Origin of the sequence: Ruegeria atlantica (assembly GCF_013032455.1) — a bacterium.
GTDB lineage: Bacteria > Pseudomonadota > Alphaproteobacteria > Rhodobacterales > Rhodobacteraceae > Ruegeria > Ruegeria atlantica_B.
Genome location: NZ_WQCF01000003.1, coordinates 106,160 through 125,325, shown reverse-complemented (window position 1 = coordinate 125,325; position 19,166 = coordinate 106,160). Strand labels below are relative to the sequence as shown.

Annotated in this window: 21 protein-coding genes; 12 read left to right on the top strand and 9 right to left on the bottom strand. The window is 55.6% G+C overall.

All coding sequences use genetic code 11. The features are described 5' to 3' along the window. Positions 1–42 precede the first annotated feature (42 nt). The 3 genes from GOW93_RS07480 to fabD form a co-directional block, all read right to left on the bottom strand. Entirely contained in the window at positions 43–276 is a 234-nt protein-coding gene (locus GOW93_RS07480; RefSeq protein WP_008756330.1) for an acyl carrier protein, read from the bottom strand. Positions 277–484: 208 nt separating this feature from the next. Continuing rightward, a complete protein-coding gene (fabG, locus tag GOW93_RS07475; protein ID WP_170382756.1) occupies positions 485–1,222 on the bottom strand; it encodes a 3-oxoacyl-[acyl-carrier-protein] reductase in 738 nt (245 codons plus the stop codon). Positions 1,223–1,262: 40 nt separating this feature from the next. Next, positions 1,263–2,201, bottom strand: coding sequence for an ACP S-malonyltransferase (gene fabD / locus GOW93_RS07470; protein WP_170382754.1), 939 nt, complete (start codon positions 2,199–2,201; stop codon positions 1,263–1,265). 170 nt (positions 2,202–2,371) lie between these two features. Here fabD and GOW93_RS07465 point away from each other — a divergent pair, with 170 nt between their 5' ends. Then, positions 2,372–3,598, top strand: a complete 1,227-nt coding sequence (locus GOW93_RS07465) for a cytochrome b/b6 domain-containing protein (RefSeq protein ID WP_170382752.1) — start codon at positions 2,372–2,374, stop codon at positions 3,596–3,598. A gap of 57 nt (positions 3,599–3,655) precedes the next feature. Here GOW93_RS07465 and GOW93_RS07460 read toward each other — a convergent pair whose 3' ends face one another. The 3 genes from GOW93_RS07460 to GOW93_RS07450 form a co-directional block, all read right to left on the bottom strand. After that, positions 3,656–4,240 (bottom strand): YceI family protein, encoded by a 585-nt coding sequence (locus tag GOW93_RS07460; RefSeq protein ID WP_170382750.1) that lies wholly within the window; start codon positions 4,238–4,240, stop codon positions 3,656–3,658. Between the two features lie 293 nt (positions 4,241–4,533). Continuing rightward, positions 4,534–5,124, bottom strand: coding sequence for a YceI family protein (locus tag GOW93_RS07455; protein WP_170382749.1), 591 nt, complete (start codon positions 5,122–5,124; stop codon positions 4,534–4,536). Between the two features lie 126 nt (positions 5,125–5,250). Beyond that, positions 5,251–5,760, bottom strand: a complete 510-nt coding sequence (locus GOW93_RS07450; protein ID WP_254443487.1) for a hypothetical protein — start codon at positions 5,758–5,760, stop codon at positions 5,251–5,253. 304 nt (positions 5,761–6,064) lie between these two features. Here GOW93_RS07450 and rpsF point away from each other — a divergent pair, with 304 nt between their 5' ends. From rpsF to GOW93_RS07420, 6 genes are all read left to right on the top strand, one after another. Further along, positions 6,065–6,418 carry a 30S ribosomal protein S6 gene (gene rpsF, locus GOW93_RS07445; RefSeq protein ID WP_170382745.1) on the top strand — a complete coding sequence of 118 codons (354 nt, stop codon included), beginning with the start codon at positions 6,065–6,067 and terminating at the stop codon, positions 6,416–6,418. A 27-nt stretch (positions 6,419–6,445) separates the two neighbouring features. Next, complete coding sequence (rpsR, locus tag GOW93_RS07440; protein ID WP_005608650.1) at positions 6,446–6,673, top strand: 30S ribosomal protein S18; 228 nt, start codon at positions 6,446–6,448, stop codon at positions 6,671–6,673. 12 nt (positions 6,674–6,685) lie between these two features. Further along, positions 6,686–7,306, top strand: coding sequence for a 50S ribosomal protein L9 (gene rplI / locus GOW93_RS07435; protein ID WP_170382743.1), 621 nt, complete (start codon positions 6,686–6,688; stop codon positions 7,304–7,306). Positions 7,307–7,492: 186 nt separating this feature from the next. Beyond that, entirely contained in the window at positions 7,493–7,936 is a 444-nt protein-coding gene (locus GOW93_RS07430) for a transglycosylase SLT domain-containing protein (protein ID WP_438826186.1), read from the top strand. A 237-nt stretch (positions 7,937–8,173) separates the two neighbouring features. After that, complete coding sequence (locus GOW93_RS07425; protein WP_170383193.1) at positions 8,174–8,875, top strand: LuxR family transcriptional regulator; 702 nt, start codon at positions 8,174–8,176, stop codon at positions 8,873–8,875. A gap of 97 nt (positions 8,876–8,972) precedes the next feature. Next, on the top strand, positions 8,973–9,821 hold the full coding sequence (locus GOW93_RS07420) for an acyl-homoserine-lactone synthase (RefSeq protein ID WP_170382739.1): 849 nt from the start codon (positions 8,973–8,975) through the stop codon (positions 9,819–9,821). 100 nt (positions 9,822–9,921) lie between these two features. Here the strand turns inward: GOW93_RS07420 and tig are convergent, their stop codons facing one another. The 3 genes from tig to GOW93_RS07405 all read right to left on the bottom strand — a co-directional run bounded on the left by tig (position 9,922) and on the right by GOW93_RS07405 (position 14,472). Further along, positions 9,922–11,253 carry a trigger factor gene (gene tig / locus GOW93_RS07415; protein WP_170382737.1) on the bottom strand — a complete coding sequence of 444 codons (1,332 nt, stop codon included), beginning with the start codon at positions 11,251–11,253 and terminating at the stop codon, positions 9,922–9,924. A 184-nt stretch (positions 11,254–11,437) separates the two neighbouring features. Next, a complete protein-coding gene (locus tag GOW93_RS07410) occupies positions 11,438–12,562 on the bottom strand; it encodes a porin (RefSeq protein WP_170382735.1) in 1,125 nt (374 codons plus the stop codon). A 305-nt stretch (positions 12,563–12,867) separates the two neighbouring features. Further along, the gene (locus GOW93_RS07405; RefSeq protein ID WP_170382734.1) at positions 12,868–14,472 is read right to left on the bottom strand and encodes an NAD(P)H-hydrate dehydratase; all 1,605 of its coding nucleotides are present in this window, start codon (positions 14,470–14,472) and stop codon (positions 12,868–12,870) included. 169 nt (positions 14,473–14,641) lie between these two features. Between GOW93_RS07405 and GOW93_RS07400 the strand changes: the two genes are divergently transcribed. The 5 genes from GOW93_RS07400 to GOW93_RS07380 all read left to right on the top strand — a co-directional run bounded on the left by GOW93_RS07400 (position 14,642) and on the right by GOW93_RS07380 (position 19,142). After that, the gene (locus tag GOW93_RS07400; protein ID WP_170325301.1) at positions 14,642–14,980 is read left to right on the top strand and encodes a P-II family nitrogen regulator; all 339 of its coding nucleotides are present in this window, start codon (positions 14,642–14,644) and stop codon (positions 14,978–14,980) included. A 41-nt stretch (positions 14,981–15,021) separates the two neighbouring features. Further along, positions 15,022–16,428: a type I glutamate--ammonia ligase gene (glnA, locus tag GOW93_RS07395; protein ID WP_170382732.1), complete on the top strand. Its 1,407-nt coding sequence runs from the start codon at positions 15,022–15,024 to the stop codon at positions 16,426–16,428. A gap of 100 nt (positions 16,429–16,528) precedes the next feature. Then, positions 16,529–17,173 carry an MSMEG_1061 family FMN-dependent PPOX-type flavoprotein gene (locus GOW93_RS07390; protein ID WP_170382730.1) on the top strand — a complete coding sequence of 215 codons (645 nt, stop codon included), beginning with the start codon at positions 16,529–16,531 and terminating at the stop codon, positions 17,171–17,173. Between the two features lie 66 nt (positions 17,174–17,239). Beyond that, positions 17,240–18,028 carry a lytic murein transglycosylase gene (locus tag GOW93_RS07385; protein ID WP_170382728.1) on the top strand — a complete coding sequence of 263 codons (789 nt, stop codon included), beginning with the start codon at positions 17,240–17,242 and terminating at the stop codon, positions 18,026–18,028. Between the two features lie 199 nt (positions 18,029–18,227). Beyond that, the gene (locus tag GOW93_RS07380) at positions 18,228–19,142 is read left to right on the top strand and encodes a hypothetical protein (protein WP_368039647.1); all 915 of its coding nucleotides are present in this window, start codon (positions 18,228–18,230) and stop codon (positions 19,140–19,142) included. The last annotated feature ends 24 nt before the right edge of the window (positions 19,143–19,166 follow it).

Genomic DNA, 19,166 nt, shown 5'->3' with positions numbered 1-19,166 from the left:
CCTCCGTTGCCCGGAAGCGCCGTTTTTAAGGGTTTGAAGCGCTTAGGAGGCTTCAGAGATGAATTTGACGGCGTCGCCAAAGGTCTGGATGGTTTCGGCTGCATCATCCGGGATCTCGATGCCGAACTCTTCTTCGAAGGCCATAACCAGCTCAACGGTGTCCAGGCTGTCTGCGCCCAGATCGTCGATGAAGGAAGCGTTTTCAGCCACTTTGTCTTCTTCAACACCCAGGTGCTCAACAACGATCTTTTTAACGCGATCTGCGACGTCGCTCATGTCTATTCCTCATTCCGTTTCAGGGCGTAATGCCCGGTTCAGCCCTTGCCCGCTCAGGCTGGCTTTGATTTGCCCGGTCCGGGCGGTTGGGTCCCGGAAGACCGGGAAAGTAGAAGGCCGACCAATCGGTCGACCCCTGCATACATGCGCCGCCTATAGCACAGACAACGCCCGAGGCAAACGCTTTCGCGTCCACTTCGGTGTGCGCTCACAACATGGCCATACCGCCATTCACATGCAAGGTTGTTCCTGTGACATATCCTGCCTCGGGGCTTGCAAGGTACAGAACTGCCGCAGCAATTTCCGACGGATCCCCCATGCGACCGGCGGGAACTTGCCCCAGAATACCGGACTTCTGATCGTCGGTCAGCTTGTCTGTCATCGCAGTTGTGATGAAACCGGGGGCCACCGCATTGGCCGTGATTCCGCGGCTTGCGACCTCATAGGCCAGCGATTTGGTCATTCCGACCATACCCGCCTTGGACGCGGCATAGTTAACCTGACCAGGGTTGCCGGTCGCACCAACCACGGACGAGATGTTGATGATCCGGCCCCAACGCGCCTTCATCATTCCTCGCAGCACGCCTTTGCACAGCTTGGCGGTGGCGGTCAGGTTCACGTCGATGACGCTCTGCCATTCCTCGTCCGACATGCGCATGAACAGATTGTCCCGCGTAATACCCGCGTTGTTGACCAGAATATCAACCGAGCCCATCGCATCCGCCGCCTGCTTCGGCAGCGCAGCAACCGCTTCGGCATCGCCCAGGTTGCAAGGCAGCACATGAACGCGCTCACCCAGTTCGTCCGCCAATGCCTGCAGCGGCTCAACCCGCGTACCGGACAGACCAACAGTGGCCCCCGCGCCGTGCAAAGCACGCGCGATATCACCCCCGATACCGCCCGAAGCACCGGTGATCAGCGCGTTTTTACCTGTCAAATCAAACATTCGGTTTCCCTCTTGGTATGTCCATTGGGACTTTACTAACTTACGATTCGGCCTGAAGAACCTTTTGAACATCATCCGGCGTACCAACGGCTTTGCCCGCGATGTCTCGATTGATCTTGCGGATCATGCCAGACAGAGCCTTGCCTGCGCCGATTTCCCACGTCTCGGTCACACCCTGCGCTGCCATGTACTGCACGCTTTCACGCCAGCGGACCGAGCCTGTAACCTGCTCGACCAGCAACTGACGGATCAGGTCCGGGTCGCTGACCGCCTCGGCGCGCACGTTGGCCACCAGAGGCACGGAAGGCGCCTTGATCTCCACGGCCGCCAAAGCTTCGGCCATCACATCAGCCGCGGGCTGCATCAGCGCACAATGGAACGGAGCACTCACTGGCAGCATTACCGCGCGCTTGGCGCCCTTTTCCTTGGCGATCTCAGCCGCGCGTTCCACGGCGGCCTTGGCACCCGACACCACAACCTGCGTCGGGTCGTTGTCATTCGCCGCCTGACAGACCTCACCTTGTGCAGCCTCCTCGGCGACGGCACGGACAGCATCCAGATCAAGGCCCAGAATTGCGGCCATCGCACCTTCACCCACCGGCACGGCGCTTTGCATCGCCAGACCACGAGTGCGCAGCAAACGGGCCGTATCGGCAACAGACAGTGCGCCAGCTGCCGCCAGTGCCGAATACTCACCCAGCGAATGACCTGCAACAAACGCTGCGTCGGTCACTGAGGCGCCCTCGGCCTCCAGCGCGCGCATTGCGGCGATCGAAGTCGCCATCAGTGCCGGCTGCGCGTTCTGCGTCAGCGTCAGTTCCGCAATATCACCTTCCCAGATCAGGCTGCTCAGCTTTTCACCCAGCGCCTCGTCGACCTCGTCGAAAACAGCCTGAGCTGCCGGGTAAGCCTCGGCCAGAGCCTTGCCCATCCCGATGGTTTGGGCGCCCTGCCCCGGAAAAACAAATGCGCGTGTCATTGCGACCTCTTGGATGACGTTAGGTTGCGGCGGGGTGTAAACCGTGTGACCGCTCGGCACAAGCGTTGCCTGACCTCTGCACTTTGGCACTGTGACTGTGCGTGTCTCGCTATTGCGTCCTGATCCCATAGCCTTAACTTGATCCCAGCCACCCCATTTCGGAGCAAATGATGCCCTCGACCAATACGTTTTCCAGCTATGGCAGCGTGACCAAGACCTTTCACTGGCTCACAGCCCTGCTGATACTCACTGCCCTGCCGCTGGGTTGGTTCGCCAATCAGTTGGCTCATGCCATCTACGATCCGAACATCGCAATTACCGAAGCTGATATCATTTGGGCCGCGCGGCTTTTCACCGCCCACAAGACTGTGGGTGTCACTGTGTTTTTCGTCGCCCTTACTCGAATCCTTTGGGCCATGACGCAAACGAAACCCGGCCTTTTGAACGCAGACAACAAGCTCGAGGCCTTCGCGGCCGAAACCGTGCACTGGATGCTTTATGCCTCGCTGGTTTTAGTGCCACTGACCGGTTGGATCCATCATGCAGCCTCGGAAGGGTTTGCACCAATTCTGTGGCCATTCGGGCAGAACCTGCCCTTCGTGCCCAAATCGCCCTATCTGGCCGAGGTCACGGCTGGTTTGCATTGGCTGTTTATCATGGTTCTTGCTGGCTCATTGCTGCTGCACATCGCCGGAGCGCTCAAACATCACGTAATCGACAAAGACAGCACCTTGCGGCGGATGCTGCCGGGACAGTTCGATGCCCCGCACCCCCCTGCTCAGCACCATTCCACTGCCCCTGCTTTGGCCGCCTTGGCGATTTGGGGCGCGGTGCTGGCAGCTGGCTGGTCCAACGGCGTCTTCTCGGACCACTCTGCCGCTGCGACCGATACGGCCGAACTGACAGAGGTACAGTCGGACTGGCAGGTGCAGGACGGCACCCTGTCCATCACCATAACCCAGTTGGGCAATCCGGTGACCGGCGGCTTTGCCGAGTGGACTGCAGCGATTGCCTTCGAAGATCCCTCTGAACCAGGGTTGGCTGGTACGGTTGACGTCACAATAGCCATCCCATCTCTGACAATTGGCACTGTCACGGGTCAGGCATTGGGCGCAGATTTCTTTGACAGCGCCCAGTTCCCGACAGCTAAGTTCAAAGCCGACATCTATAAAACCGACTCCGGATACGAGGCACGTGGCCCACTGACCATTCGCGACAAGTCCTTGGACGTGGTTCTGCCATTTGCTCTGGACATACAGGGCAATACCGCCACCGTATCCGGCCAGCTGGAGCTGAACCGAATGGATTACGATGTCGGCATCTCCCAGCCAACCGAGGAATCCCTGGGCTTTGGTGTCGTAGTATCAGTCGATCTGACAGCTGAGCGTCAGGAATAAAAAAACCGCCGGGGGCTGCCCCGGCGGTTTCATTTCAGATAGTAGGACTTTGCTTGATTAGCCGCCTACGCCTTCAGCCTTCTGTGCTTCGATCGAAATCCGAATTTCGACCTCGTCGCTAACAAAGGGTGCGAACTGGCCCAGATCGAAGTCGCTGCGGACCAGCGTGGTTGTCGCGTCGAACCCGGCCCATGGCTTGTTCGCCATCGGGTGATCGCCCACCTGATTCAGCGTTGCGTCCAGAACAACCGATTTGGTCACACCGTTCATGGTCAGATCACCGGTGATATTGGCGGTGTTTTCGCCTGTCACCTCGATGGCCGTCGACGTGAAAGTCACCAGATCACCTTCGTCGGCACCAAAGAAATCCTCGGTCATAAAATGGTCTTCGCGCGGCTTCCAGCCTGTGATCATTTCGACGACCGGCATCGAAACGGTCACGCTGGACGCGGCAGGGTCGTTCTGATCGAACATGATCTCGCCCTCAAAGCCCGAGAACATGCCGGTAGTGGTCGAATAGCCCAGATGTTTGTAGCTAAAGACAACTTGGCTGTGGCTGGGGTCCAGAACGTATTTCTCGGCGCTGGCAAATGCCGACGTCGCCGACACGGCAAGAGCAGCAGCAAGAAGGGTGGATTTCATGACAATCTCCGTTTTATTTGAGTATGTTTATGAGCAATCCGGTTGGGTTGCTCTTAAGTAAATGTGCTGTGCAACAGCAGCACACAAGTCCAACTGACTCACAATCTCTGTTCTTTTTTGAACAGAAATGCTTTTGGGCAATCATTGCTGATCTTTGGCTCATTTGGGCGAAAATACTCGGCAGACATCCGCCGAATCCGGCAGGCTTTTTCAAAAACCTGCCGTCAGCGTTCACCAAACTCGCTTATTAGCCGTCGAAGCGCACCGCCCGAAGAAGCGAATGATTTAATCGATTACTGAGCCTTCAGTTCCGCATTGATGACGATTTCCAGCTCGTCGCCGTTTGGCGGGAAGAATGCGCCCATTTCCCAATCCGAGGCCTTGATCTTGGTGGTCGCTGTGATGCCCAACCACTGGCCCTTGTAGTAATCGAAGAACTGCCCAACCGGATGTTCACCGTATCCATTGACGGTAACTTCGAAAGTTGCCGGTTTCGAAACATCCTTGATTGTCAGATCACCAACGACGTTGAGCGTGTTGTCACCTGTCTGTTCTACCGAAGTTGAAACGAATTGAACAATTGGGAAGTTCGCTTCGTTGAACAAAGCCTCGCCCACTATGTCCGAATTAAACTGATCGTTCCCCGTTACAACGCTGCTTACCGGAATGCTGAAGTTGGCTTTTGCATCCGCAACGGCGCCTTCGGTAAATTCCAGCTCACCTTCAACGGTTCCAAACTCGATGGATTGCCGCGAAAACCCGGCGTGAGAGTAGTACACCCGAACTTCAGTGTGACCCGGATCCACTTTCCAGGTTTCTGCAAATGCTGATGAAGCCATTGCCGCGGCGGCGAACATCGTGGTGGCAAATAAGTTGGTTTTCATAACAATCTCCGCAAAATGTAGGGCGCAAACCTATTTGGATGCACATAAACGAAGATGTGCTGCCCAAGGGCAGCACGCAACCTGTAATCACTCACAGCATCTGTTCCCAGATGAACAGAATAAGTTCTAGGCGAAGATTGTTACACTTCCGCTGAGTTGCCCCTTGAGCGCCCGGCTCACGTCGGCCGATTGCAGCGGCAGTTTCATCAGCAGGCTGCCGTCAACATCGAACAGCTCGACCTGATCATCCGCGAAACGCGCTCCGCCCAATGTATCATAGCTGCGACGCAGAACCGTCTGAGGGCGGCCGTTTTCGTTCTTTTGCAGAACCCGAACTTCTTGGCGAATGGGGTCAAAGTAAGCGTCAGGGCGGGCATCCAGCACCTGAACAGTCAGCAAGCTGACACCAACCAGCAGAAACAGCAGCGACGAAGCAAGCTTGATCGGCCAGACCTCGGCAGCCATTGCCGAGCCAGGCACCAACCACATGGAGAAGGCCATCATGACCAGAAAGGCACCTACCACCCGAGCGAGTATCATCCGAACTTTCCAGTTTGGCGCGAATGCGATTAAGACAGGCACAGAATTCTCATAGCCAGTGTTGGTCGCAGTTTCTCCGAATGCATTCGTATTCATGACACTCATAATCTCTCGCCCTGTTTTCAGGTTGCCGTTCTGGGTTCCGTCGGTTCGGATCGTCCCCGGTATGCAAAACAACTTTGAGCCGAAAAGCGTCAGGAATTGGGCAAGCCAATGTTAATTGGTTGTTAATAGCGCGACGATGCCAAGGCGTCGGTGCGGGTCTTGCCCCCCACGCTGAAACGTGTATATGGGGCCATCCTTCGCAAATCACGTGAATCGCGCAGCCTCTCGTGGCAGGGTCGCGAAGGACCAGATGGCCCCGCCTATGAAATGCGCCTTGATATAAACAGGAGTGCACATGCCACTGTATGAGCATGTAATGATCGCGCGTCAGGACCTGTCCAACGCGCAGGCAGAAAGCCTCGTCGAACATTTCGGCACCGTTCTGGCTGACAATGGCGGCAACGTCGTCGACAGCGAGTACTGGGGCGTCAAGACGATGGCCTACAAGATCAACAAAAACCGCAAAGGCCACTATGCCTTCCTGAAGACCGACGCCCCCGCTGGTGCCGTTCAGGAAATGGAACGCCTGATGCGCCTGCATGAAGACGTCATGCGCGTTCTGACCATCAAGGTCGACGAGCATGCCGAGGGCCCCTCGGTCCAGATGCAGAAGCGCGATGAGCGCGAAGGCCGCCGCGAGCGCCGCTGATCAACGCCTGACGAAAGGACATAAACCATGGCCGCAAAACCATTTTTCCGCCGCCGCAAGGTCTGCCCGTTCTCGGGTGAGAACGCGCCGAAAATCGACTACAAAGACACTCGTCTGCTGCAGCGCTACATCTCTGAGCGCGGCAAGATCGTACCTTCGCGCATCACCGCCGTTTCGGCGAAAAAGCAGCGTGAACTGGCCCGTGCTATCAAGCGCGCCCGCTTCCTCGCCCTGCTGCCCTACGCCGTGAAGTAAGGAGAGACTGACATGCAAGTTATCCTGCTGGAACGCGTTGCGAAACTGGGTCAGATGGGCGACGTCGTTGACGTCAAGTCTGGCTACGCCCGCAACTTCCTGCTGCCCCAGGGCAAAGCTCTGAGCGCATCGGACGCCAACATCGCGTCGTTCGAAGCCCAGAAAGCGCAGCTTGAGGCCCGCAACCTGGAAACCAAGAAAGAAGCTGAAGCACTGGCTGAAAAGCTGGACGGTCAGCAGTTCATCGTGATTCGCTCGGCATCGGATGCCGGCGCTCTGTACGGCTCGGTCACTCCGCGTGACGCCGCAGAGGCCGCAACCGAAGCTGGTTTTACCGTCGATAAGAAACAGGTCGTTCTGATCGCTCCGATCAAGGAACTGGGCCTGCACTCTCTGGCGGTTAAGCTGCACCCCGAGGTTGAAGTCGAGATCAAAATGAACGTCGCTCGCTCGGAAGAAGAAGCCGAGCTGCAGGCGTCGGGCAAGTCGATCCAGGAACTGGCTGCTGAAGAAGAAGCCGCCGCTGAATTCGAAATCGCCGAGCTGTTTGACGATATCGGTTCCGCTGCTTCGGAAGACGACGATCTGGTTGCTGAAGAAGCTCCGGCTGAGGAAGACGAAGCCAAAGCCTGATCCGGCTTAACGAACGAACAAGAAGGCCGCACCACTTGTGCGGCCTTTTTTCATGCCTGCACTAGACGGGCAAAATTCAGCCAGATTCCAGCCCTATGCTTGCAGCTGGTGCGTTGCTTTCTATCATCGCGCCCTGAAATTCGGAGTACACAGATGATATCTATCTTGCGCCGCAGCGTACTCACCATGCTGCTTTCCATCCCCATCGCTGCCTGCGGCGGCCCCGAGACACCCACGCAGGAAGCGTTCGATCCACCCCTTTATCCTAATGAAACCCCTGAGCTAAGGGCGTCGATAAATAAGTGGGCCGATCACTACGAACTGCCGCGCGAACTTGTGCACAAACTGGCGGTCCGCGAAAGCACGCACCGTCCATGGGCCGTGAACCGGCCCTATTACGGCCTGCTGCAAATTCTGCCCGCGACGGCTCGCTCCATGGGGTATTCCGGTAATGCAAAGGGGTTGCTGGACGCGGATACAAATCTGGAATTTGCTGGCAAGTACTTACGCGGCGCGTGGTTGTTGTCGGACGGCGATCAGCAAAGAGCCATTTTTCTGTATGCCAAGGGGTATTATCCCGAAGCCAAAGCCCGAGGTATGCTGGTCGAAACCGGACTGGAACCACAATAGATCTCTGGCAAATCGCGACATGACACTCGATTTCCGACAAAAAACCGCTTCAAGATAGGTGGATTATTGCCGACATCGGCATGTGTCGGGTACTTTTGTTGCTTGAAGAACGCATTATGCCTGTGCGAAACGAACTATTCCCTTGTAGTTACCCCATAGGTTGACGCAACGTAGACTTTAGGAAGTACAGACTTGGCGCTCGTGGGGATGATGGGCGTCGCTGCAAAGGTTGGACAGGTGAAACTCATAGACTTGGCCGCAATCGACCACGAGGAGAAGTCGGCTGCAGACATCATAAACTCCGTCTGTGAGGAGTTGGGTTTTGATTATGCCTCTTACGCGACCATGAACCCGGTCAAAGGGGATGTTCAGGGCTACGCCAACTACCCGGACGAATGGAAAATCCACTATGGCAGTCAGGGCTTTCATCATTTTGACCCAACCTTGTACAAGTCGGCACTCAGCATCGCGCCCGTGGATTGGGCACGGTTCGATCAGGATGAAAAGTTCAACTCCGTCTTTCGAGATGCCCATGACTTTGGGATTACTTCACGCGGTTTAACTGTCCCCGTCCGTGGCCCATATGGTGAATGCGGCTTGCTGAACGTTACCCGGGATTGTTCAGATGCCGAATGGGAGAAGCTGAAGAAAAACGTCATGGGCGACCTTCAGCTGGCAGCTGTCCAAGCACACGACACAGTCATGCAATCCGGCCTTCTTTCCAAGGCACTGTACTTACCAGCGCTTTCCACGCGCGAAAAAGAAATCCTGCAATGGGTAGCCGTTGGAAAATCCCAGCAGGATATCGGAGACATCCTATCCATCTCCCACCGAACTGTTGAGGTTCACATGCGATCCGGTCGCGAAAAGCTAGGTGCGTTAACCACGCCTCAAGCCATAGGCCGAGCCATCGGCTTGGGCATAATCGCACCTGGATAAGCAAAAAACCCACAAAAATACGGGATACCCCCAATAGCCCCTGATCACAACTTGGTTAACTTTGAGTTCACGGTAACCAGACTGCAGGGGGATGGATATGATCATCGTAATTGATGGTATCAACCAACATAAATTTAGTGATGTCCTAGACGAGATGTTCAAGCTCCGCGCACGCGTGTTCGGAGATCGGTTGGGCTGGGAAGTCAATATCAAGGACGGGCGCGAACGCGACATGTTCGACGACCTTAATCCGACACATGTGGTCAGCATCGACGATGATGGGGAAGTCGTCGGATGCATGCGCCTGTTGCAAACGACAGGCCCACATATGCTTGCGGACGTCTTCAACTCGATTTTGGATGGCGAACCACCGCTGCGCAGCACACAGGTGTGGGAAGCCACCCGGTTCTGCGTCGACACGAAAAAGCTTGGCCGCGGTCGTGGCAAGAACTCGGTCTCATATGTCACCAGCGAAGTGATGATCGGCTCGTTCGAGTACGCTAAAACTGCGGGTGTGCTGGATTCTATCGCTGTGATCGACCCAGTCATGAACCGCGTCCTGCAACGCTCGGGCAACGCGCCGTACGACTATCTTGGCACGGCCAAACCTATGGGCAAAGTGGTCGCAATGGCTGCGATGATGGATTGTTCAGAGGAAAGGATCTCGGGCATCCGCGAGTATGCGGGCATCGAGCATGATGTCTTTCTGACCGACGAACAGGCAGTAGCACGCTTCGCCCGAAGCAACACCGCCAAGCCAGCGAATTCCAATCACCAACCGCTAACTGGGCTGGAAAGCTACTTTGTCGAACAGATGCATTCGGCAAGAACGAAACACGAAGTCGAGGCCGTTCTGAAACTGATCGAAGCGCTCTCAGATCGTTTCACGCCAGAGCAGAAGTTTGCTCTGCTAAGTACCCCCCGTGCTTTTGCTCATGAGGCCTGACCCCCTCACCTCATAAGTACAAAAGCCACCCACCGGAGCCGTCTGATTTACAGGCGGCTCCGCTTTTTTAAACCCATTCCGTAGGATGGGCAGACGAGGATTACTCCTCGTCCAGTGCCTCAACGGCTTTCTGCAGGTCGTCTTTGCTGACTTCCTTGTCCGCGACCTGAGCCAGTTCGACGATGTAGTCGATGACCTTGTCTTCGAAGATCGGCGCGCGCAACTGCTGCTGCATCTGAGCGTTCTGCTGCACGAATTCAAAGAACTGACGTTCCTGACCCGGGTACTGACGCGCCTGGTTCATGATCGCCTGGGTCATCTCGGCATCGGTGACTTCCACCTCGGCCTTCTGACCCAACTCGGCCAGCAGCAGTCCCAGACGCACACGGCGTTCGGCCAGCTTGTTGTGCTCGTCGGTCGGCTCGATCTCACCGTGGTCGTGGCCTTCCACTTCTGGGTTTTCTTCGTGCCACAGCTGGTGTGATATCTGCTTGGCTTCAGCTTCAACCAGCGACGGCGGAAGGTCGAAGGAAACCTTCTCGTCCAGAATGTCCAGCAGAGCACGCTTCATGACCGCGCGCGACGCACCAGTGTACTCGGCCTCCAGACGCTCGGCGATCTGACCTTTCAGCGCTTCCAGATCTTCGGCGCCAAATTTGGTGGCCAGCTCGTCGTTGATCTCGGCGGCGACGGGCTCTTTCACTTCTTTCACGGTGCAAGTGAAGACAGCATCTTTACCGGCCAGATGCTCAGCGCCGTATTCTTCGGGGAAGGTGACGTTGACGTCTTTTTCTTCCTCGACTTTCACGCCAACCAACTGCTCTTCGAAGCCGGGGATGAAGCTGTTGGAGCCCAGAACCAGCGGATAGTCCTCGGCCGAACCGCCTTCGAACTCCTCGCCGTCAACCTTACCTACAAAGTCGATAACAACCTGATCGCCGTCTTTTGCCTTGGAGCCCTTGCGACGCGCTTTGAAATCCTGCGCGGTTTCGGCCAGGCTTTGCAGCGCTTCTTCCACGGCTGCGTCGTCGGCTTTGACGACCAGTTTCTCCAGTTCGACCGACTTCAGGTCGACTTCCGGAATCTCAGGCAGCGCCTCATAGGACATCGCAACCTCGACGTCGTCGCCTTCTTTCCAGTCTTCGTTGGTCATCTTAACTTCGGGCTGCAGCGCCGGACGCTCACCGCTGTCTTCAAAGTGCTTGCTCATGGCGCCGTCGATGCTTTCCTGCATCGCTTCACCCAGCAGGCGCTGACCAAACTGCTTTTTCAGCAGCGCCATCGGCACCTTGCCTTTACGGAAACCCTTCATCTCGATTTCAGGCTGCGCTTCGGTCAGTTTTTCATTGACCTTGTCGTCCAGCTCGGCTGCGGATACGACGATGTTGTAACCGCGTTTCAGACCTTCGTTCAGCGTCTCGGTAACCTGCATTATGGTAGTCCCCATAGGATTCGGGGCGCGCAAAAAGGGCGCGCCGGGCAAATTTGACGCCTTCTATTTGCCCTGCCGCCTGCGTGCAAGGGGCAATGCCCCGATCAGCCTTGTTTTGCCGTCGATTTGAACAAAAAAACGCCCCGGAAAGAACCGGGGCGTCTTTGAATCAAACAGGGTCAGATTAGAACTTCCAACGTGCACCCAATACCCAAGCCTCGTTGTTGTCGAACGAGGTTCCGTCATCGAAGTCATGGTTACGGTACTTCAGATACGCGTCTGTGTTGATCGACTCGAATTTCTGCACAACGGCTATACCCCAAGCTTCGGTGCTTGAACCATCAGTGTCGAAATCCGAACCATCGAAATAGTCAATCCCGATGCCGGTCTTACCCCAAGATACCCAGTCATCTTCATATGCAAGCTTAGCATACCAGTAGTTTGGATCGCTGGCGTCGGTGGCGGTGTCATCGCGCGTACCCGCAGCGGCGGTAAAGCTGAACCCACTGGGGAACAGAACCGAGGCAGACCCGAGAGTGTCTTTCCGCTCGCCCGATATGTCATCATAGTCGCGAACCGCATAGGCAACACTTGCAGCGAATTCGATGCCGCCCGCAAAGGTGTTTTTGTAGAAAACGCCTATGTCGTAGTAGGTATCATCATCACTGCTGGACAGAATGTTCTCACCATAGGCAATACCCGCCGAAAACCCATTAAAATCCGGCGTATCATAACGAATTCGTCCACGGCGAGCCCCATCAAGGTTGCTACTCGAGGCGCCGACAGTGATATCGCTCAGGATTCCATCTGTGCCTCGGTAGAAGAAGGCCGAGTTTTCGTCATTCGTGAATGAATACAGAGTGGTCCCCACATAAGAGAGGTCGGTTTCAGCCGCCCCGTCGGAAACCATGCTGCCCTGACCAGCCGAAAACTTACCGTAGTTCCCCTTCAGTGCGAAATCGACATGGCGAAGGTCTTCCCGCGTCCAACCGCTGAAATCAGTGCCATCCTGGTTCCATTCTGTCGAATTCGGCAGGCCCAACGCAGTTTCAAACCGGAAAGTAAATTCGTTTGCACCATAGGGTTGCATCAAGCGCAGTCCGACCCGGCTGTTCGACAGGTCGTTGTCCAGAACGCGGGTATCCGTTTCCTCGCCGTCATCCACTGAGATCAGGGCCGGGTGCAATTGTCCGTACAACAGGACATAGCCGCCGCTATTGTTTTCGTATTTCAACTCTGCCGCGGCAGGAATTGCCGTAGTTGCGGCCAGAACCGCAGCTATCGAAGACAATTTTAGTTTCTGGGTCATTTCACTCACCTTGAAAATTCCGGCTATCAGTAACCCTACATCGCGCACATGTTACTAAGGTTCCAGCAACCTGCACTGATACTTTCGAACTATTGCATGCTTGCCACGCGGTCCGCGAAAAGCTGGAATTAATTCCTATCTGAATCAAAGAATTACCTGCGGTGTAACCGCAGCTGGAGGCCCCCTCCAAGGGGATTCTGACGTTCAGCCATGCATCTGGCAAACACTCGCTTTGACACCATGTCAAAGCGGTCGGCCAATTGCCGCCGACGACTCTGTCGATCGGCCAATTCCCGCCTAAACAATCATATATTCATTTGTTTTAAGACTTTAGGCAGTTGCTCGGGCAAATCTTCAGCAATCAGTCCCGGCCCAAAACTACGCGCGCACTCAACATGCAACCAAGCCGCCATTTCAGCGGCTTGCATGGGCTCCAACCCTCGTGCCAACAGTCCGGCAATGAACCCCGCCAGCACATCACCGGACCCAGCCGTCGCCAGCCACGGAACCGCGCGCTCATACACCGCCGCGTTGATCGAGCAACGACCGTTTGGGGCGGCGATCACAGTGTCCGGCCCCTTGAACAGGATCACACAGCCTGCCCGTTTGGCCGCGTCTCGCGCTGCATCCACCTTGGAATAGGCTGGCCCTTTGGTTGGCATAGCCGCGAGCTTTTCGGACAGATCAGGAAACAGCCGCGCAAACTCCCCGCCATGCGGCGTCAAAACACATTTTTCGTGCAGTTGAGCAAACAATGCTGAAGGGTCATCCGCAAAAGCCGTCAGCGCATCCGCATCCAACACCGTTGCGCGTTTTGCGTCCAAAACAACCGGCACCAACTCCCGTGCGCGCTCCAGCCCCAATCCGGGGCCAAGACACAGCGTATTCAACCGTTCATCTAAAAGCACCCCGGACAAATCATCAGCGCCCTCAACTCTCTGTATCATGACGGCGGTCACCTGCGATGCGACTTCCATCTGGGCGGATAGAGGCACCCCCAATGTCACCAAACCAGCTCCAACGCGCAAAGCACCCCGCGCCGCCAGCCGCGCTGCACCGGTTTTCGATGAGCCGCCCGAAAGGATGAGGGCATGGCCGTGAGCGTATTTGTTGCTAGGCGTATCCTTGGGATGCAATTCGCCCTCAGGGTCAACCAAGCGCACAATTTCATCCCCCTCCGAAGACCTCAACCCAATGGGTTTGGTTCGAACAACACCACAATTCGCGGGGCCTTTGGCTGTCATGTGCCCAATCTTCTTACTATGAAATGTAACAGTCAGATCAGCGGTAATAATTTGTCCGATGACACGCCCGCTATCAGCGCACAAACCGCTTGGCGTATCAATTGCGGCGACACGTACACTGTGTTTTCGCAAAAGACTTCTGATCTCTGCCTCCGCCAACAGCGTAAACACCCCCTGTAGAGGCCGTGTGAGTCCGGTTCCGAATAGCCCATCAACAATCAGGTCAATTTTGTTTGGCAACTTCAGGTATTCATCCACTAGCGGAGGCGGATTGATCGAATAGACCTTAACTATGCCCTGATCTGCCCACCGCTCATAATTCTTTCGCGCGTCTGAGGGCAGCTTCTCCGGATCGCCATACAAAAAAACATCAATCTCCCAACCAAGCTCGTGTAGCAGCCGCGCTACAACAAAACCGTCACCCCCATTATTTCCCGGCCCGCACAGCACAACAGCGCGCAAGGGCTTCCCTTCATCTGGCCCCAAATATCCCGGGGAGCGCGAGGGGCTGGCCCCTCGCCTGTCCAACTCCGGCCATTCTTCAAAAATCGCTTCGACAACACCCCGCCCGGCCCGCTCCATCAGCTCAAGGCCTGTCAGCTCACCGGCGTCAATCGCGGCCTGTTCGATGGCGCGCATCTGCGCGGCTGTCAGCAATTCCGTCATCTCAAATCCCTCGGCGATTCAATTCTGATTACTTTTTAAGCAAGTCGTTCAAAAATTCACCTGCCGCCTATTTTCTCCGCACCTCTGCACGGTCATTTTCGCAATCGGATTGCCCACTGATCTTAGACGTGATCAGTCCCATCGTGACAAGTGCTATAGGGAGCCAGTGATGAAGAAGATCGAAGCGATCATCAAACCGTTCAAACTGGACGAAGTGAAAGAGGCGCTGCAAGACGTAGGTGTTCAGGGTCTCAGTGTGATCGAGGTCAAGGGGTTTGGGCGTCAAAAAGGCCATACGGAACTCTATCGCGGTGCGGAATACGTGGTCGACTTTTTGCCAAAGGTTAAGGTCGAGGTTGTGCTGGATGACGATCAGGTCGACGCCGCCATTGAGGCGATCGTTTCCGCCGCAAAGACCGACAAAATCGGCGACGGCAAGATCTTTGTCTCGCCCGTTGAACAAGCCATTCGCATTCGGACCGGCGAGACCGGTTCTGAAGCGCTGTAAATTAACTGAATACTGAAACATCTACCAGAAGGACAAAGGGAATGAGCGCAGAAGCAGTTCTCAAAACACTCCGCGATGAAGACGTCGCGTATGTTGATATCCGTTTCACCGACGTGCGTGGCAAACTGCAGCACGTAACTGTGGACGTGGATCTGGTCGACGAAGACTTCCTTGAAGAAGGCTTCATGTTCGACGGTTCCTCAATCGCAGGCTGGAAGTCGATCGAAAACTCGGACATGAAACTGATCGCCGACACCACGTCAGCATATATCGATCCCTTCTATGCCGAAAAAACGCTCTGCCTGCACTGCTCGATTGTCGAGCCCGACACCGGCGAAGCCTATGGCCGCGACCCGCGCGGCACCGCGCAGAAGGCCGAAGCCTACCTGAAATCGTCGGGCATCGGTGATGTGGCCTACATGGGCCCAGAAGCTGAATTCTTCCTGTTTGATGATGTGCGTTTCTCGAACACTATCAACAAGGTATCCTTCGAAGTTGATGCAACCGACGCATCCTGGAACACCGATACCGAATACGAGATGGGCAACATGGGCCACCGTCCCGGCGTCAAGGGTGGCTACTTCCCGGTCAACCCGATCGACGAAGCGCAAGACCTGCGCTCCGAAATGCTGTCGACCATGAAGCGTCTGGGCATGAAGGTGGACAAGCACCACCACGAGGTTGCCTCGTGTCAGCACGAGCTGGGCCTGATCTTTGACAGCCTGACCAAGCAAGCCGACGAACTGCAGAAATACAAGTACGTCATCCACAACGTCGCGCATGCCTACGGCAAATCGGCCACGTTCATGCCAAAACCGATATATGGCGACAACGGCACCGGTATGCACGTGAACATGTCGATCTGGAAAGACGGCAAGCCTCTGTTCGCTGGCGACAAATACGCAGACCTGTCGGACGAAGCGCTGTACTTCATCGGCGGCATCCTGAAGCACGCCAAAACGCTGAACGCCTTCACCAACCCGGCGACCAACAGCTACAAGCGTCTGATCCCGGGCTTCGAAGCCCCCGTTCTGCGCGCCTACTCGGCCCGTAACCGTTCGGGTTGTGTCCGTATTCCGTGGACCGAAAGCCCGAAAGCCAAGCGCGTCGAGGCCCGCTTCCCCGATCCGGCCGCAAACCCCTACCTGGCGTTTGCCGCTCTGCTGATGGCCGGTCTGGACGGCATCAAGAACAAGATCGATCCGGGCGAAGCCATGGACAAGAACCTGTACGATCTGCCTGCCGAAGAACTGGCCGACATCCCGACCGTTTGCGGCTCGCTGCGCGAAGCTCTGGAAGCTCTGGCATCGGATCACGACTTCTTGCTGCAGGGCGACGTGTTCACCAAAGACCAGATCGACGGCTACATCGCACTGAAGATGGAAGAGGTCGAAACCTACGAGCACACTCCGCACCCGGTTGAATACGGCATGTACTACAGCTGCTAATCCGGTTGCAGAGTCACTATGGCAAGGGCGTCCAAACGGGCGCCCTTGTTTCATTCCGCAGGATCTTTCACACTCGGGTCACCCGGCCAGGAGCGATCGTATGCCTTCAGATAACCCCTTCTCCAATTATACTGACTTTGTAACTTCGGCCGAAAAGCTTGAGCAAATAACTGGCGCGCCTCTGCCCCAGATCATCGCCAAAGAGCTGTCGGCGCTGGATCAGATGTGCCGCGACTTTATCGCCAAGTCCACGTTTTGCCTGATTGCATCGGCCAACCCCGAAGGCCATTTGGACATCTCCCCTCGCGGTGATCCTGAGGGTTTCGTACAAGTGCTGTCGGATGCACTGATCGCAATCCCAGACCGCCCCGGCAACAAGCGCGTGGACACGTTTCACAATGTCCTGCAGGACCCGCGCGTAAGCCTGATTTTCTTCGTTCCCAGCAAAATGGAAACGCTGCGCATTCGAGGATCGGCGCGCATCTGCAAGGACCCCGAGTTGCTTGCAACCATGGCAGTCAACGACCACGCCCCCAAACTGTCTCTATTAGTTCATATCGAAACGGTTTTTGCCCACTGCCCCAAATGCGTCATTCGTTCGAACCTTTGGAAACCCGAGGCTTGGCCGGATTCGTCGGACCTGCCCAACATGAACGCAATGATGGTCAAGCATGCCAAGATCAACAAAACACCCGAGGAGTGGTTCGAAACCCTAAAAGGCACGGACGAACTAGACCTGTATTAACGCCTTTGCTGATAAGGAAATGCAGCGTACCCTTTTCTCAGCATTTTAGTGACCTGGATTTTGTCGATGCTTCGATTTGTACTTTTGTTCGTTCTGGCCCTGCCCTCCTACGCGGCTGCAGCGCCCTGTGGTAACACCAGCAATGGCTTTGATGCCTGGAAACAGGATTTTGCAAAACAGGCCAAGCGCGCAGGCGTAAAGAAAAAAGGGCTGCAGGCACTGGCCCAAAGCCAATACGCAACCCGAACAATTGCAGCGGACCGCAATCAGAAAAGCTTCAAATACTCGCTGGACAAGTTCATGCAGATCCGCGGCGCTGACACTATCGTTGCTCAGGGGCGCAAGCGCAAAGCCCGCAATCCACAGTTCTACGCCGCGTTGGAACGCCAATATGGTGTCCCTAGCGGCGTGCTTATCGCTATTCACGGAATGGAAACGGGCTTTGGGAATTTTATGGGCGACAGTCAGGTTGTTTCAGCAATCACGACGCTCGCCTATGATTGTCGCCGATCCGAGTTCTTTATTCCGCATGCTATCGGAGCACTCAAACTGGTCGATCAAGGCAGCATTACGACGGCCACCAAAGGGGCGAAGCATGGCGAATTGGGGCACACTCAGTTCCTGCCGGGCAACGCGCTGACCTATGGCGTCGATGCTACAGGCGACGGTTGGGTCGATTTCTACAATATGACCGACGCGCTGGCCTCAACAGCCAATTTTCTGCGCCAGAAAGGGTGGAAACCGGGGCGCGGCTATCAACCAGGGCAGCCTAACTTTGAGGTGATCCAGCAATGGAACGCGGCCTCTGTCTACCAGAAATCCATCGCGATCATGGCAGCGCGAATCGACGGCTGACCTTCGCCACAAACTAAACTGCACCTTCCTCAATCCAGCCACATTGTTGCCACAGACATCAAACGGCCCCTAAAATGCCTAGGTTTCCAATGAGTAATCAATCCGGGCGTTTTCTAATTTTTTTCCATTTTCGCCAAAATCTGTCCCATTTCCGTTGTTAACCTGTTTCTCAAGGCAGGATGTGACAAAGGAATGTGCCGTGTCTCCGAAGCACAGCTATCATGGTGGTCTTCAATTCAACGGTGAGACCGAAGGCTCGATCGAACGCTTCAGCTCGATCGTCGCGGCGACATTGGAAGACTATGGCCATCTGGTTGAGCGCAAGAACGAGTTAAGCGCGACAGAGGCCAGCATTGTGTCCAGCCAGTATCTGGTTCGACTGACTCTGGATACGCAAGTTGCAGAAACCGTCGATCGCTTCGAACGCCTTGATCGCGCAGTGGGGCTAAAAACAGCTCACAGGCCCATCGTGACCCTACCGCAAAACCGATTGGCTATCACCATCACGCCTGTGTCTGCGCTGCTTGATGACAGCGAGATATCTGAACTTATGCTGGTGGTTATTCTATATCGAATGGTCGATATCTGCGCGACGCAGCGCGTGGAATGGCTATCGTCGAACACGGTTCTGACAATCGAACAATTCATGAGCGCCTTTGATACTTTGGCGCCATCCAAGCCACGAAACAGGAAACAGATTTTTGAGGCAGTTTCAGGCCCGTTCGCGGGGCTGAATATAATTTATGAAGACTACCCGGAAGAGCCACAAAAAAAGGCGCTGAAACCAGCAGCCCGGCCGATCCAGCTGTCGGATGAGCAATTGCTCAACATCGCATTTCGGACAGAACCATTCGAGCAGCCCACTGATGGGGATGAAGACACGCCCCCCCTCGACCACGACCAGCCCAGCGATATCCTGCGACTAACCACGTGGGGATTGACCGGTGCCGTGGCCAGCGTGTCGGTTCCCATCGCGGCTTCCCTCGCCGCAGTTAACCTGATCAAGGGTGAAGACTTTCGCCTCAACACTCAGGTTCTTGCCTACTCCGTCGCAATCTCTGCTCTCAGCACAAGCGGAGCAATCGCCGGTGTCGCCAACGCGTTGGGCATTTAGCACTAAACCAGAAGACCCTCCTTG

Bases quoted from the DNA above. Each gene is read 5' to 3' on its own strand.
- GOW93_RS07480 (WP_008756330.1), bottom strand. From the start codon at position 276: ATGAGCGACGTCGCAGATCGCGTTAAAAAGATCGTTGTTGAGCACCTG.
- fabG (WP_170382756.1), bottom strand. From the start codon at position 1,222: ATGTTTGATTTGACAGGTAAAAACGCGCTGATCACCGGTGCTTCGGGC.
- fabD (WP_170382754.1), bottom strand. From the start codon at position 2,201: ATGACACGCGCATTTGTTTTTCCGGGGCAGGGCGCCCAAACCATCGGG.
- GOW93_RS07465 (WP_170382752.1), top strand. From the start codon at position 2,372: ATGCCCTCGACCAATACGTTTTCCAGCTATGGCAGCGTGACCAAGACC.
- GOW93_RS07460 (WP_170382750.1), bottom strand. From the start codon at position 4,240: ATGAAATCCACCCTTCTTGCTGCTGCTCTTGCCGTGTCGGCGACGTCG.
- GOW93_RS07455 (WP_170382749.1), bottom strand. From the start codon at position 5,124: ATGAAAACCAACTTATTTGCCACCACGATGTTCGCCGCCGCGGCAATG.
- GOW93_RS07450 (WP_254443487.1), bottom strand. From the start codon at position 5,760: ATGAATACGAATGCATTCGGAGAAACTGCGACCAACACTGGCTATGAG.
- rpsF (WP_170382745.1), top strand. From the start codon at position 6,065: ATGCCACTGTATGAGCATGTAATGATCGCGCGTCAGGACCTGTCCAAC.
- rpsR (WP_005608650.1), top strand. From the start codon at position 6,446: ATGGCCGCAAAACCATTTTTCCGCCGCCGCAAGGTCTGCCCGTTCTCG.
- rplI (WP_170382743.1), top strand. From the start codon at position 6,686: ATGCAAGTTATCCTGCTGGAACGCGTTGCGAAACTGGGTCAGATGGGC.
- GOW93_RS07430 (WP_438826186.1), top strand. From the start codon at position 7,493: ATGCTGCTTTCCATCCCCATCGCTGCCTGCGGCGGCCCCGAGACACCC.
- GOW93_RS07420 (WP_170382739.1), top strand. From the start codon at position 8,973: ATGATCATCGTAATTGATGGTATCAACCAACATAAATTTAGTGATGTC.
- tig (WP_170382737.1), bottom strand. From the start codon at position 11,253: ATGCAGGTTACCGAGACGCTGAACGAAGGTCTGAAACGCGGTTACAAC.
- GOW93_RS07410 (WP_170382735.1), bottom strand. From the start codon at position 12,562: ATGACCCAGAAACTAAAATTGTCTTCGATAGCTGCGGTTCTGGCCGCA.
- GOW93_RS07405 (WP_170382734.1), bottom strand. From the start codon at position 14,472: ATGACGGAATTGCTGACAGCCGCGCAGATGCGCGCCATCGAACAGGCC.
- GOW93_RS07400 (WP_170325301.1), top strand. From the start codon at position 14,642: ATGAAGAAGATCGAAGCGATCATCAAACCGTTCAAACTGGACGAAGTG.
- glnA (WP_170382732.1), top strand. From the start codon at position 15,022: ATGAGCGCAGAAGCAGTTCTCAAAACACTCCGCGATGAAGACGTCGCG.
- GOW93_RS07390 (WP_170382730.1), top strand. From the start codon at position 16,529: ATGCCTTCAGATAACCCCTTCTCCAATTATACTGACTTTGTAACTTCG.
- GOW93_RS07385 (WP_170382728.1), top strand. From the start codon at position 17,240: ATGCTTCGATTTGTACTTTTGTTCGTTCTGGCCCTGCCCTCCTACGCG.